Origin of the sequence: Bradyrhizobium sp. TM233 (assembly GCF_036247965.1) — a bacterium.
In the GTDB taxonomy this organism is placed as follows: domain Bacteria; phylum Pseudomonadota; class Alphaproteobacteria; order Rhizobiales; family Xanthobacteraceae; genus Bradyrhizobium; species Bradyrhizobium ottawaense.
On the sequence record NZ_BTIG01000003.1, the window covers coordinates 674,328 to 688,224 of the forward strand.

At 61.3% G+C, this 13,897-nt stretch carries 10 protein-coding genes and 1 pseudogene; 7 read left to right on the forward strand and 4 right to left on the reverse strand.

Annotated features, from left to right (window positions below; all coding sequences use genetic code 11):
* Positions 1-447: 447 nt before the first annotated feature.
* Together AABA86_RS10230 and AABA86_RS10235 are read right to left on the reverse strand one after the other, a co-directional pair.
* Positions 448-1,887 carry an HlyD family type I secretion periplasmic adaptor subunit gene (locus AABA86_RS10230; protein ID WP_338306612.1) on the reverse strand — a complete coding sequence of 480 codons (1,440 nt, stop codon included), beginning with the start codon at positions 1,885-1,887 and terminating at the stop codon, positions 448-450.
* The gene (locus AABA86_RS10235) at positions 1,874-4,000 is read right to left on the reverse strand and encodes a type I secretion system permease/ATPase (protein WP_338306613.1); all 2,127 of its coding nucleotides are present in this window, start codon (positions 3,998-4,000) and stop codon (positions 1,874-1,876) included. Before AABA86_RS10235 ends, AABA86_RS10230 begins: the two co-directional genes overlap by 14 nt.
* Before the next feature lie 317 nt (positions 4,001-4,317).
* Between AABA86_RS10235 and AABA86_RS10240 the strand changes: the two genes are divergently transcribed.
* From AABA86_RS10240 to AABA86_RS10265, 6 genes are all read left to right on the forward strand, one after another.
* Positions 4,318-4,554 (forward strand): hypothetical protein, encoded by a 237-nt coding sequence (locus AABA86_RS10240; RefSeq protein WP_338306614.1) that lies wholly within the window; start codon positions 4,318-4,320, stop codon positions 4,552-4,554.
* 691 nt (positions 4,555-5,245) lie between these two features.
* Positions 5,246-6,097 (forward strand): YqaJ viral recombinase family protein, encoded by an 852-nt coding sequence (locus AABA86_RS10245; RefSeq protein ID WP_421608477.1) that lies wholly within the window; start codon positions 5,246-5,248, stop codon positions 6,095-6,097.
* Positions 6,081-7,223: an ERF family protein gene (locus tag AABA86_RS10250; RefSeq protein ID WP_338306616.1), complete on the forward strand. Its 1,143-nt coding sequence runs from the start codon at positions 6,081-6,083 to the stop codon at positions 7,221-7,223. Before AABA86_RS10245 ends, AABA86_RS10250 begins: the two co-directional genes overlap by 17 nt.
* Positions 7,220-7,798, forward strand: a complete 579-nt coding sequence (locus AABA86_RS10255; RefSeq protein WP_338306617.1) for a hypothetical protein — start codon at positions 7,220-7,222, stop codon at positions 7,796-7,798. The genes AABA86_RS10250 and AABA86_RS10255 overlap by 4 nt, the downstream gene beginning before the upstream one ends.
* Before the next feature lie 263 nt (positions 7,799-8,061).
* The gene (locus AABA86_RS10260; RefSeq protein ID WP_338306618.1) at positions 8,062-9,735 is read left to right on the forward strand and encodes a recombinase family protein; all 1,674 of its coding nucleotides are present in this window, start codon (positions 8,062-8,064) and stop codon (positions 9,733-9,735) included.
* Positions 9,736-10,452: 717 nt separating this feature from the next.
* Positions 10,453-10,659, forward strand: a complete 207-nt coding sequence (locus AABA86_RS10265; RefSeq protein ID WP_038974429.1) for a hypothetical protein — start codon at positions 10,453-10,455, stop codon at positions 10,657-10,659.
* Positions 10,660-11,193: 534 nt separating this feature from the next.
* Here the strand turns inward: AABA86_RS10265 and AABA86_RS10270 are convergent.
* Together AABA86_RS10270 and AABA86_RS10275 are read right to left on the reverse strand one after the other, a co-directional pair.
* Positions 11,194-11,331, reverse strand: coding sequence for a hypothetical protein (locus AABA86_RS10270; protein WP_338306619.1), 138 nt, complete (start codon positions 11,329-11,331; stop codon positions 11,194-11,196).
* A 332-nt stretch (positions 11,332-11,663) separates the two neighbouring features.
* Entirely contained in the window at positions 11,664-12,227 is a 564-nt protein-coding gene (locus tag AABA86_RS10275) for a D-glycero-alpha-D-manno-heptose-1,7-bisphosphate 7-phosphatase (protein ID WP_338306620.1), read from the reverse strand.
* Positions 12,228-12,710: 483 nt separating this feature from the next.
* Between AABA86_RS10275 and AABA86_RS10280 the strand changes: the two are divergent.
* A pseudogene (locus tag AABA86_RS10280) lies at positions 12,711-13,447 on the forward strand (YqaJ viral recombinase family protein).
* Positions 13,448-13,897 lie beyond the last annotated feature (450 nt).

Consider the following 13,897-nt stretch of genomic DNA (forward strand, 5'->3'; position numbering starts at 1 on the left):
CCACTCCCAAATGGCCCATGCGAGCAGCAATAGTCCGAATGGGATACCCCAAGCGGTGAGCCAGAAGTATTCGCGCGGAAAGAACGCCGACTGAATTGGAACGACCGAGCACACAGCCGCAGCCCACAGGACAATGTAGAAAACAGTCACGCCACACCGATCTATTAGCGTGCCGCGCTTCGCTCTCGCGAGAACGTGGGGATAAGCTTTGTGAACGGGCATGGCCGATACTCTTCCGTCGATGGAAGCCAGCAGAACTCTAGCACAAATCCGATGATATAGCTCCGCGCAAGCTGGCGAAGACGGTCTGCGGATTCGACAACCGGAGCCCTACGTCTGCCTACAATCCAATTTAGGTTGATCGGTTTCGCTCGCACGGTTCGCGAAAGTCTCGTAGTACGTGAAATCGCCTCGCGATTTGTGAATAGTGAGATTCAACGCTATGCCTCACCTCTCCCTGAGGCTCTCCTGCTTGTACCGCAAAAGCGGCGACAGCGCATACTCGACGATCCGCCGACGCCCGGTCTTGATCTCCACCGTCACCGCCATGCCGGGCGCAAGATTCACCATCTTGGCCTCGACCTGCATCTGCGTGCCATCGAGCGAGACGCGGGCGGCGTAGAGCAATTCCCGGCCGACTGGCTCGCTGGATTCGGCGAGTGCGCCACCCTGCTTCAGAGAGCCCGGCCCGCCCGTCGGCTTGTCCTTGATGATGGCATCGCGCGACACGCTGATGACCTTGCCGTGTAGCAGGCCGTATCGGGTGAAGTTGAACGTATCGATCTTGATCTCGGCGTCCTGGCCGTGTTCGACGAAGCCGATGTCGCGGTTGGAGATCATCGCCTCGACCTCGATGCTGGAGCCCCGAGGCACGATCATCATCAGCTGTTGCGCCGGCGTCACCACGCCGCCGACGGTGTGGATCGCGAGCTGCTGCACCGTGCCGTCGATCGGCGCACGCAAAAGCTGCTCGTCGGTCTTCTGCTGCGCCTTGATAGTATCCTGACGGAACTCGTCGGCCTTCTTCTGGGCGTCGGAGAGGTCGCTCAGGACTTGCCGCTCGAAGCCGGATCGGGTTTGGGCGAGTTGCTGCTCCAGCGCCCGGCGCGCGGCCTCGATCTCGACCAGCTTGCGCTCCTGCACGATGCGCTCGTTCTGCTGGTCGATCAGGCGGGTCTGGGCGTCGATCCAGGCGATGCGGTTGCCATACTGGATGTCCATCGCCTTCTTGCGGATGGTCAGGGTCTCCTCCAGCAGCGGCAGCGTCGCGTCGATCTTGGCGATCGCCGCGGTGACGGACTGCGCCTCGGCGCGCTTCTGGTCGATCTGCTGCACCACCGAGGCAAGCTTCGCCTGCTGCTCGGCGGCCTGCGCCAGCATGGCGGAGCGCGCCCGCGCGATCTCGACTTCGGAGGCGCCGGCGGGTTCCTCGATATCGTGAGGCGTGGCGAGATTGGCAAAGCTGCGGCGCAGCGCCGACAGCCGCGCGACGTCGAGCAGGCTTGCGACGAGGTCCTGCCTCACCCGCTTGCGCTCGGCCTGGGTCACCGTGCGGTCGAGCTCGACCAGCACCTGGCCGGCGGTGACCCTGTCGCCGTCATGGACGTGGATCGCCGAGACGATGCCGGCCTCCAGCGGCTGGATCGTCTTGGTGCGGCCGGTCGGCACCACCTTGCCGGTGGCGGTGGCGATGATGTCGACATGGCCAAAGGTCGCCCAGCCGATCGCGAGCGCAAAGAACAGGATGATGGTGAGGCCCACCGCCCGTCCGACGGGCGAGGCCGGGGTCTCCAGGATCTCCAGCGCCGCGGGCAAGAATTCGCGCGCCTCGCGCTGGCGGCGCCAGAACGTCCGGCTCTTGCGCTCGATCACATCAGCTGACGACATGGAGCCCCGCCTGGATCTGGTGCAGCATGGCGTAGCGCCCGGCCTTCTTGATCAGCTCGTCGTGGCTGCCGTCCTCCACCAGGCGGCCGGCCTCGATGGTGATGATGCGATCCGCGTGACGCACCGCCGAGAGCCGGTGCGCGATGATGAAGACGGTCCGACCGGCGCAGATCTTGCGCATGTTGCGCTGGATGATGTTCTCGCTCTCGTAGTCGAGCGCGCTGGTGGCCTCGTCGAAGATCAAGACGCGCGGATTGGTGACCAGGGCGCGCGCAATCGCGATGCGCTGGCGCTGGCCGCCCGACAGGCTGGCGCCGCGCTCACCGACCACGGTGTTGTACCCATCCGGCAGCGCCAGGATGAACTCGTGCGCGCCGGCGAGCTCGGCGGCGGCGATCACCCGCTCCATCGCCATGCCGGGGTCGGCGAGCGCGATGTTCTCGCGGATGGTGCGGTTGAACAGCACGTTCTCCTGCAGCACGGTGCCGATCTGGCGCCGCAGCCAGGCGACGTCGGCAACGGTCAGGTCGATGCCGTCGATCAGGATGCGGCCGGCCTCTGGCACGTAGAGCCGCTGGATCAGTTTTGTCAGCGTCGACTTGCCCGAGCCGGAGGGGCCGACGATGCCGATCACCTGTCCGGGCGTCACCTTCAGCGAGACGTCCTGCAGCGCCAGCGAGGTATCCGGCCGGTAGCGGAAATTGACGTGGTCGAAGGTCACCTCGCCCTTGATCGGCGGCAAGCTCGCGCGCGAGGGATCGAACATCGGCTCGGGCGCGGCGTTGAGGATGTCGCCGAGCCGGGCGATCGAGACCCGCGCCTGGTGGAAATCCTGCCAGAGCTGGGCCAGCCGCAGCACCGGCTGCGCCACCCGCCCGGCCAGCATGTTGAAGGCGATGAGCTCGCCGACCGAGAGATTGCCTTCGATGACAAGATGCGCGCCGAAATAAAGCGTCAGTGCGGTGACGAGCTTGCTGATGAACTGCACCGACTGGCTCGCCCAATTGCCGAGCGAGAGCACGTCGAAGCTGGCACTGACATAGCCGGCGAGCTGTTCCTCCCAGCGCCGCTGCATCTGCGGCTCGATCGCCATCGCCTTCAGGGTCTGGATCGCGCTGACGCTCTCGACCAGGAAGGCCTGGTTCTCGGCGCCGCGGTCGAACTTCTTGTCCAGCCGCTCGCGAAAGATCGGGGTCACGCCGGCGGAGATCGCGACATAGAACGGGAACGAGCCGACCACGATCCAGGTCAGGAACGGCGAGTAGTAGAACATCACCGCGAGGAACACGAAGGTAAAGCCGAGATCGATCACCAGGGTCAGGGCCGAGCTGGTGAGGAAGTTCCTGATGTTCTCGAGTTCGCGGACCCGCGCCACGGAGTCGCCGGCCCGCCGTGCCTCGAAATAGGCGATCGGCAGCGCGATCAGATGCCGGAATAGCCTTGCGCCCAGCTCGACATCGATCCGGTTGGTGGTGTGGGAAAAGACATAGGTGCGAAGCGCGCCGAGAACGGTCTCGAAGATCGAGACGACGATGAGGCCGAACACCAGCACGTCGAGCGTGGTGTACCCGCGATGCGCCAGCACCTTGTCGGTCACGACCTGGAAGAACAGCGGCATCACCAATGCAAACAATTGCAGGAAGAATGACGCGAGCAGCACCTCGCCGAGCAGCCTGCGGTATTTGTGCATGGCCTGGAGGAACCAGGTGATATCGAACCGGCGCGCCAGATCGGACAGTAACGCACGCCGCGTCATCAGCACGATGCGACCGGTCCAGCCCGCCTCGAATTCGGCGCGCTTGATCACCTGCGGACGATTGACCGCGGGGTCGTGGATGAGGACGTCCTCGGACCCCGCCTTGCCAAGTATCGCAAAGGATCCATCGTGCCGTTCGACAATGGCAGGCAATGAGAGCTTTGAAAGGCCAGGCCAGCTCTCGCGTATAGCTCGCGCCTTCAGCTTGAGCTGCTTGGCGCAGCGGAGCATTTCCTGGACGCCAACCGACGAGCCGGCGAACTGATGCGCGATCTGCGCGGGATCAACCGCGATATGATGAAATCGCAGCAGCAGCGCAAGGCACTGCAGCCCCGTATCCTGACGTACGGCTTCCAAAATCGCCCCTGCCACCACTTCCGATCGTCATATTTTATATTGCACGTTTGTTTCCGGGAAGCAAAACGAAATCTCGCTGAGGTTGTGGATCAGAACTTTCATCGAATTGTTATGGAGCGGCACCGTCAAACGCTTCGCCGCGCTTTATTACCCCTCATACCTCCGAGCCACAGCCAAAGAAGCACTGCCCGCATGTGAATCCTCCTAACCCCACGCTGTGCTCACAATCAGCCAGAAGATTGCCCGGGATTGACTGGACTTCATCAATGATTGGAGCGTGCATCCCGCCGATCACCTCCGAACGGAGTCGTGCGGCGATGGATGCGCAAACGATCGAACCTGCCGTTAAGGCTTGCCTTGTGGAGATTCACACGAAGCTGAAGGAGGCCTGCCGGATCGCCGCGGCGGCCCAAGCCTGTGCGGAGGCCGGCAGCTTCGCGGAGGCAGTGCAGGTCTCGATGGATATCGAGCAGCTCATCTATTATGCCGGACGCCTGCATGATGCCGTATGCCTGCTTGGTCGATTGAGCAGAAGTTGGATCGTTCTATCCTGATCGTCGCGCCATGACGCCGCGTCGCGGCACGAGCGACACCCCCTGGGCTGTTTTCGTTATCCTGGCCGCAAGCATTTGAGGGCACGCCGCTGCGCAGTTCGAGCGGCCCTCTCATAGCGTTCCGGGCCAGCAAGGCGTTTCATTTGCTTCGGGTTTTCTGAGTCCAAGAACGCCACAAGCATCCCATGCCGGATGCCGCGGATTTGGGACAGCCATAGTTTTGCTTCGAGCAGATCTCGGGCGATCGAAGGGCTCGACTGATCCCCAAGGCACGCGAGGACGCTGCCGGCGAGCGCGTCCAAGCCGAGATCATCCTTGTTCAGCCGAGAAAGCCCATGCTGACGCGCATTGCGGCTTGCAAGTGCCTTCCCAACCTCTGTCCTCGGCCCCGTGCTACGCTTGGCGTTGGCGCGATTGGCTTCGATTTGGCGAATTGAAGCCATCTCCGAAGTCCTCGGCTGATGCTGATCTTGGCGACCGGAAGCTCGCTCCAACGCATTGAGCGATCAAGGGTTTTCCGGACCAAAGAACAGCAAATTCGCTGCAGAAAGGACTGGCATTCCCGCGCAAAAGGAGCGTTAATCACTAAACCGGCCGGCGGGCCCTTGGCCCCGGTCTCTCCCTCGCAGTGGCGGGGGTTTTGGTGGTGCGGCGGCAAGCCGCGTCAACCCAGGAGAGACCGGTGAGCACGATTGCATCCGAGGGCGCCGCGGCGCCCCACTCCGTCATCACATTCAACCGCCACGACCGCCGCGCCTTCATCGGCGGCTCGGACGCCCGCATCATCATGGGCCAGGACCAGGACGAGCTCGAGCGCTTGTGGCGGGAAAAACGCGGCGAGATCGCGCCGCAAGATTTGTCGCGCAACCTGATCGTCCAGCTTGGCAGCGCCACCGAAGCGCTCAATCGCAGCTGGTACCAGAACGCCACCGGGCATGCGATCACCGACATCCAGAAGCGGGTGCGGCACCCCGTCCATGCCTGGATGGCGGCTACGCTGGACGGCATCGTCGCGCCGACCGGCGCGGTGTTCGAGGCCAAGTTCATGCTGCCCTGGGCCTTTACCGAAGAGGCGGCGGCCGACAAGCACATGGCGCAGCTGCAGCACAACATGTGGGTGGTCGCGGCGCGCGCCGCCGTGCTGTCGATCATCACCGGCGGCGGCAAATGGGTCGAGATCACCGTGCATGCCGACCCGCTCTACCAGCACCTGCTGCTGACCGCGGAAAAGAAGTTCTGGCGCTGCGTGCAGAGCGGCGAGTCGCCGCTGCTGTTTGGGATCGAAACCCCACGGCCGCGGCTTGCCGCCGTCAAGGTCGTCGACATGACCGCGTCCAATCTGTGGGCCGAATGCGCGGCGACCTATCTGCGCACCCGCGAGGCCCATGGCGAGCATGAGCTGGCCAAGACCGAGCTCAAGAAGCTGCTGCCGGAGGATGCCAAGGAGGCGTTTGGCCACGGCGTTCGCGCCAAGCGCTCCAAAGCCGGCGCCGTCAGCTTTGATCCGGTTGAGATGGAGGCCGTCCATGCACCAGGCCAGTGAGCATATCGGGGCGATCGCAGCGGCGCTGGCCCGCGCGCAAGCCGAACTGACCAACCCGGAAAAGACCCTGACCGCTCAGATCCGCTCCCCGTTCCTGCGCGATGACGACCGCACCTTTCGCTACGCCTCGCTGGCGAGCGGCCTCGACATTGTGCGCAAGACGCTGAGCCAGCAGGAGATCGCCACCATCCAGACGACCCGGGTCGAGGTAACCTCCGGCCACATCCATCTCACCACCCTGCTCGCCCATTCCTCCGGCGAATGGATCTCCTCGGACTGGCCGGTCTGCGCCGCACGGGACATCGAGGCGCCGCATCGCATGGGTGCGGCGCTGACCTACGCCCGACGCTACGCCCTGTTCGCGCTGGTCGGGATTGCCGGCGAGGATGATCTGGACGCCCCGAATACGGCCGCCGGTTCCCCCGCACCAGCTAACCTCAAGGCGTCGCCCGGCAAGGGCGCTCTCAACCGTGCCCCCCTGCTGCGGCCGGGCGAGTCCGCCGCACTCCGGGAGCAGCTGTTGCGCCAGCTGGAAGCGCTGCCTGCCAGCACCGATCTGCTCAGCTGGGCCATGGCGAGCCTCCCGCTCAAGAACAGCCTGCAGGAGCCGGATGCCCGGCACGTCGAGGCAGCTTATCAGGCCAAGCTTGAGGACGCTGGCCGTGCTCAGGCCGAGCAGACCGCCGACTTCAATGGCACGCCAAGCCTGCCAGCAGCGCCTGCTGCTGACGCCGAGGCCGCGCTGCAGCCAACGCTACCTGAGGCCGGGCTCGCCTATCCCAAGGAGCCGTCCCGCAAACGCAGCAAGGCGCACCTGTGCTTTGTTAAGGAGCAGCCCTGCCTGGTGTGCCGGCAAACCCCGTGCGATGCGCATCATCTGAAATTCGCTCAAGCCCGGGCGCTCGGCCGCAAGGTCAGCGATGAGTTCACTGTCCCGCTGTGCCGCGCGCATCACCAGGAGCTGCATCAGCATGGCAATGAACGGGCGTGGTGGGCGAACCTGCAGATCGCGCCGCTGCCGGTGGCGCAGCAGTTGTGGGCGGCAAGCCCCGTCCACGATCCCGCCAACCTCGCCCTGAGCGCCGCGTCGCTTGCGGCAAACCTGGATTCGGAGGCCGCCGGATGAACGGTCTGTTCCAAACCGGGCGCGAGCTCACCGTCACCGAGCTGCCGGTCGAGTTTGAGTTCTTGGCGCCCCCGCCCCTGCTGCTGCCGGGCGAACAGCTCGAACACTACCAGGCACTCCGGCAGGTGATCTTCGCCGATCTCGCGCCGCGGTCCGCCATCGAGTGGCTGCTCGCCATTGACGTCGCCGAGCTGTCCTGGGACATCCAGCGCTACCGCATGTTGCGGCATAGATTGCTCGAGACCTATCGCCAAAAAGCGGTTGAGGCGACGCTGCGGCGCATCGACATGGTCGGAATTGATCCCGAGTTCGAAGCGGAGGCCGAGACCTACACGCTACAAAATGCACTGAGCTGGCGGTGTGACCCCGTCGCTGCGTCCGAGATCGACGCGCGGCTTGCGACTTATGGCTTCGACCAACACGCCATCACCACCGAAGTCTACGTGCAGGCGCGCGAGGTCCTGGCCTTGTTCGAGGGGCTGCTCAACGCCGCACAAACCAAGCGCATGCTGCTCCTTCGCGAGATCAGGAATCAGCGCTTCCTCAGTGGACCGCTGCGCCAACCGCGCGTCTGAGGGAGACCGAGCCAGATCCCCGGCGCGACTGAGACCCGTGCAGAAGCCGGCGGCCCCAGCAAGCGGCGCATTGCGCATCTCGATCAACCGGGCCGGCACGATGCGGCTGCGTTGCTTGGCCGAATGGTCGCGACCGACCGCTAGAAACGAACCAACCCTTCGCAGGCGCAATAAGAGGGCGACACTCTTCCAAGAGATCTTTCTTGAAGAGCTGAATCCCGAGGAGTTCTATGTCGCAGTAACCTGCGTCGGACGAGGTGGAAATGAGTAATGCGCTCATCGTTCACAAAGCCCATCTGCCCAAGTCGCTCCTCGGCGTACGGGCAGCTCAATATGTCCGCATGTCAACCGACCGGCAACAATACTCGATTCAAAATCAGGCCGCCGTCATCGCGGCGTATGCGCACGCCCATAACTTCACGCTAGTCCGCACTTACAAGGACGAGGGCGAAAGCGGGTTGTTGATCAAGAACAGGACTGGCCTGCTTCAATTGCTGGAGGATGTCGAGAGCAACCAAGCCGATTTTGGCCATCTCCTGGTCTACGACGTTAGCCGATGGGGCCGTTTCCAGGACGTTGACGAAAGCGCGCATTACGAGTTCGTTTGCAGACGCGCTGGCATCAAGGTTGCCTATTGTGCTGAGCAATTCGAAAACGACGGCAGCATGCTTGCGAGCATCGTCAAGAACATCAAGCGGGTGATGGCGGCCGAGTACAGCCGCGAGCTTTCAGCGAAAGTCTACGCCGGTCAATGTCGGTTTGCGCGGCTCGGCTATAAACCCTGCGGTCGTGCCGGCTACGCGCTGGTGCGAGAGCTCGTCGATGAAAAGATGCAAACCAGGCGTGTGATGAAGAAGGGGGAGCGAAAGTACATTCTCACTGACCACATTCGCATAAGACCCGGCGACCCGAAGGAAATCGCGGTCGTGAAATGGATATTCGAAAGATTCTTGGACGTCAGATCCGAGACGGTCATCGCTTGGGAGCTCAACCGGAAAGGGCTCGCCTCGAGCACAGGCGTGCCATGGACCCGCGCTGCGGTCGGCATTGTCCTTAGAAACGAGAGCTATATCGGAAACCTCGTCTTCAACCGAAAATCCCAAAAGCTACGGCAGACCGCGGTGAAGAATCCTCCTGAACAATGGATCCGAAGTGAGGGCTGCATCGACCCCATCATTGATCGCGAGGTCTTCTTCAGGGTCAAGAAGATCATCGAGGAACGGCGCGTTGATCTTTCCGAAGAGGAGATGCTCGTCCGGCTGCGCCGGACTCTTTTCAAAGAGGGCCGTTTGACCCCGGCCATCATCGATCGAACGCCGGGATTGCCCTGCTCCGCGACTTGTCAAACGCATTTCGGCAATTTTCGAAATCTCTATCGATTGCTCGGTTACACACCGAAGCGGAATTACGAATTTCTCGACGCTCGCCCTGTCTGGTCCGAGTTGAGGTCAAAGCTTGTCGAACAGGCCGCCGCCGCGATTAAGGCGGCAGGCGGGAGCATCAGTTCGGGCGGCTGGAGCGATTGCCTGCGGGTGAACGGGGCGGCCTGTCTTTCCGTTAGGGTGGCCCGTTGGACCCCTGGTCGAAAGCCAAGCCATGCCCCCCACTGGAGCATTGAGCGCGAGGCGTGCCTCCCTGACGGCTGGATTGCCGCTATCCGGCTAGCCGGGCACAACAAAACCGTACTCGATTACGTATTGTTGCCGACCGACGGCAAAGTAAAGCGCACGATCCGCTTTTCCGAATCAGCGCGAGCGTGGCGGAGAATTTCGCGTTTCAAGACGGTCAGTGGCCTCGTTCACGCCATCGCCCAACGACTAACAAAACCGGATTTTACGTCCCACGCCACGCAGAAGCCAAGGAGCGGGCCGAAAGCGCAGCCACTCAAAACCAGCAACAACCACCGACGACGTCGACGTCCGGCAAACCGTATTTGAGATCTTGTGCCGACGCTCAGGGTCAGCTTTGATGATCGCATTTAGGAAAAGCCTACTGTGAGTGTCCAGTATGAGTGTTAAGTCGATTGTCGCGAAAATCCTAAGGGACGAACTCACCTCCGTGGGCATCCGGTCGCTGACTGTTCAGGAGTCGGAGAGGATCGCTGCTCGCATCTTCGAGCGGATCACTGACCTCGAATTGGAGCTTGCCGCTCGTGATTTCGCTTCGGTAAGCCGTGATCGCGGCTAACCCCCTCGCGCTGTATTGCTTCGACGGGCAGCCATGCAAGTATGAGGGCGCCTCCGAGCCGGCCCGACCTCCGTCGGCAAGTTGCAGAGCGCCGATCGCGTCAGGCTCGAAAGGGCGGGTGGCTACCGACCGGGCTGCTGCCGGGTCAGCAATCTCAGCTATCGGCTGCTGTAAACCACAACGTCGTCGTCGCCGGCCGCAAACTGTGCATGGATGGGCAAAAAACGGGCAAGCCCCCCGTTTAACACTGGCGAGCCGCCGTGCTATGGACAGCAGGCGACCACTAACGCGGTCGCAATCTCAGTTAACTCCCGCCGGCTCCCAAGTCGGCGGGTTTTTCTATGAATCTTAAGACCGATGAGACGCCGGTCCGGACTGGCGGGACATCAACTTGATTTTAAGACCCGTTGTGCAGCGGCGCCCGCTCATATAGATAAGGCCCTCAGCGTCAGTTGCGTTTGAGAGTCATGATTACGTACAAACAGTACTACATCGAGCGAGTTGAGCACGGCCAACGGGGTTGGGTCGCCCGCATCACGCGGGCTGATGGCAAGAACATCCGCACCATTCTGCCGGCTTCTGAACATCCCTACCTTGATACGAAGCCCACCGCTTCCGCAGAGGAAGCCGAGAAGCTCGCCAAGGAAGGCATCGACTTCGGCGGGGTGGTTTAACGGGCCCCTCATCAGCACGTCTGCACCTTGCAGCGATCTCGCCGCAGCGTTTGGACAAATCGCTCGCGTGGTCGTGAGGTGCATCGCCCTTTGATTGAGAGAGCGCGGATGTGAATCATGCACCGCCAACGGCCAATTGTTTTCCAGCCGATCACCTGCGGCTCATAGCGAGATACCCCGCTTCCCCAGCCACGCCAGCGCGGCGGAGCAAACGGCTGAAAGCAGAGCGGTCCAAAACCAGGACCGTCCACGGGCGGCACTGATCGAACGCAGATATAAGAAAGCTCCAAGAAGCTTCCCGTAGTTCCTTCGGAATTCTCCGTTTAGCTTGGCTAGTTCCGGCAGATCGGACAAAGCCTTGCATTCGTCGGCCATTGGCTGGGCTCCATTAGCGGCTGGACCAGCACCTCATAAACCACTGTTTTGCCCGACGGCGCAAGCAAAATTTCGGTTTTTTCGATTCGCTCCTATTGACGACCGCGGGAAGCTCATAGGCTGGTTGCCCACCGAAATGCCGGGCAAGTCGCGAGGCGCCTATCTCAGGCTGGAATCTGGCCAGTGAGGAACCTCATCGGCGGGGCCGGATCGACGAAGGTTCTGCCGCACCACCGCGTAGAGCACAAAAAGGCCGACGGTGATGGCAACGGGCAGCAGTGGGAAAATGTAGTTCATGCACCCTCCAAGGCTTTGAAAATACTAGCATCGGAATGCGAGCTGTCCAATCGGACGAAGTTCCCGGGCTTGCGCGGGCACTTTGAGTCCCGCCTTTACGGTCCCGACCCGCTTGTGATCCTCATACGTTGTGCCGCTGCAACCAACGGCTTCGTCCCAACGAGATAGACCACGCCGATAAGCGTTGCGGCTTGCTATTGCTCAGCGCTGGTTTGCGGGCCGGTACTCTTCGCTGCGTTTGCGCGATTGGCTTCGATTTGTCGCTTTGACGCCAATTTCCCTCCCGGATTTCAGCAACTCGCGATCGATCCGTCGGTTGCGAAACGACGGCATCAATCCTTCGTACCCGCACCTCTGCGGTGCGACAGTATTTGGGGCGGGGGATCGGAGGACAACTCCGTTAACAGCCGAGCGATGAACGAATGGAGGTTTGACCCATCAAATAGGTAGGCCGCGATGCCGGCCGCTTGCGCCGCATCAAGATCACTCTGCTTGTCGCCCACCAAGAAGCTAGCATCGATATCCACTGGGTACCGCTCAAGCAGAGCTTTAATCATCCCCGGTTGCGGCTTACGGCAGCTGCAGTGGACACGGTAACGCTCAATCAAGCCATCGGGGTGGTGTGGGCAAAATTCGAACGCATCGATATGCGCACCAAGGACAGCAAGCTCATTCGACATCCATTCGTGCAAATTGCGAACATGGCGCTCCTCGTAAAACCCCCTCGCAATTCCTGATTGGTTCGTCACCACAAACGCCAGATACCCGGCGTCATTGACCGCTTTGACGGCCTGTTGGGCTCCCTCCACCCACCGGACCTTGTCCGGATCAAAAGCGTAGCCGTCGTCCTCATTGAGGACGCCATCACGATCAAAAAATACTGCCGGACGCTTCAAATCTCACTGGCCCAAGTTGGAAGGATACCCGGCGATCTTCCGACAAATACAGCTTGATTTCAACATCTCCGGCGGTTCGACAGTTCGTTCTCTGCGCCGCGCCTCTCTTTGCTGTTCATGCGTAAATTGGCTTCGTTTTGTCGATTTGATACTCGACCGCCTCCTCTCGCACTTGCCCTAAGCGCTACAACAGCCATTCCTGCCGTTAAAACGAGCAACAATGTTGCTGCAAAAAGGACTGGCCTTCATCCGCGGTTGGAGCGTTACTGAGTCGGCCGGGCGCCAACGCCGATTGTAGCGCCGGTATCTCGCCTCGCGAACGCGGGGCTTCGGGCAGTGCGGCATGTGACGCCGGTTGTTCTTGCGTAGGAGATACCGGTGACAACAGCTCAAGCGAGTGGCGCCGACGCGCCAAATCATATCATCAGGTTCAACCCGAACGACCGCCGCCATTTCATCGGCGGCTCGGATGCCCGCATCATCATGGGAGATGATCAAGAGAGTCTGATCCGACTTTGGCGCGAAAAGCGCGGTGAAACGGAGCCGCACGACCTCTCGGACAATTTGATCGTTCAGCTCGGTACCGCGACGGAGGTGTTGAACCGGCCCTGGTATCAGCGAGCAAGCGGCCACACCATCAAGGACATTCAGAAGCGCGTTCGCCATCCCGTCCACAAATGGATGGCGGCAACGCTGGATGGGGCTGTCGAACAGACCGGCGCCGTCTTCGAAGCCAAGTTCATGCTGCCTTGGGCCTTCACGGAGGAAGCTGCCGCCGAGAAGCACATGGCCCAGCTTCAGCACAACATGTGGGTTACCGCATCCCGGACGGCCGTTCTCTCGATCATCGCCGGCGGCGGAAAATGGGTCGAGATCAATATCCATGCCCATCCGCTCTACCAGCATCTCCTGCTCACGGCCGAGAAGAAGTTCTGGCGGTGCGTGCAAACGGTGAACGCCCTGCCCTGTTCAACATCGAAACGCCGCGCCCAAGGCTGGAGGCTGTCAAAGTGGTCGAGATGTCCATTTTCAATCATGGGCGGAGCTTGCGGCCACCTATCTGCGGAACCGAGACGGACACGGGCAGCATGAGTCAGACAAGACCGAGCTGAAGATACTCATTGCCTGAGGACGCCAGGCAAGCGAGCGGTCATGGCGTCAAAGCCAAGCGCTCAAAGTCCGCCTTTCCCGGGGGAGGGAAGCCTACGTATAGGCACTGAGCTTCTCATTCTCCTCGAAACATTACTGAACGCCGCGCGGCTGCGACTCCTGTTACTAAACGAGTTTGGCAGCCTGCAGAAATCGACCAAAACAGACACGGATCGTGGTTCGTTTCGACGAACCCTATTGACGACGAGTGTTATGCCGGAAGGATCTGCACTCTGAGTGCGCAACAACCAAGACAACACGTCTATTTGATCGAATGGAATGAATGTCACTGAGGGCGGATAGGGACCGCACTTACAGTAACACACCACATTTGGCTCGCTCAGTCATTGGCGCCAGTGTTTAGCGTGTCACCATTTCGAGTCAGCGATGACCTCCATCATGCCCTTGCGGAGGAAGATCAACTCCGTGCGCCTTCTGTCGCAGATCCGGTTTCTCAACGATGACGTGAAGTTAGTGCGAAGCATCAATAGCATTGAGCACGAGAGAAAACCGACAGCTGC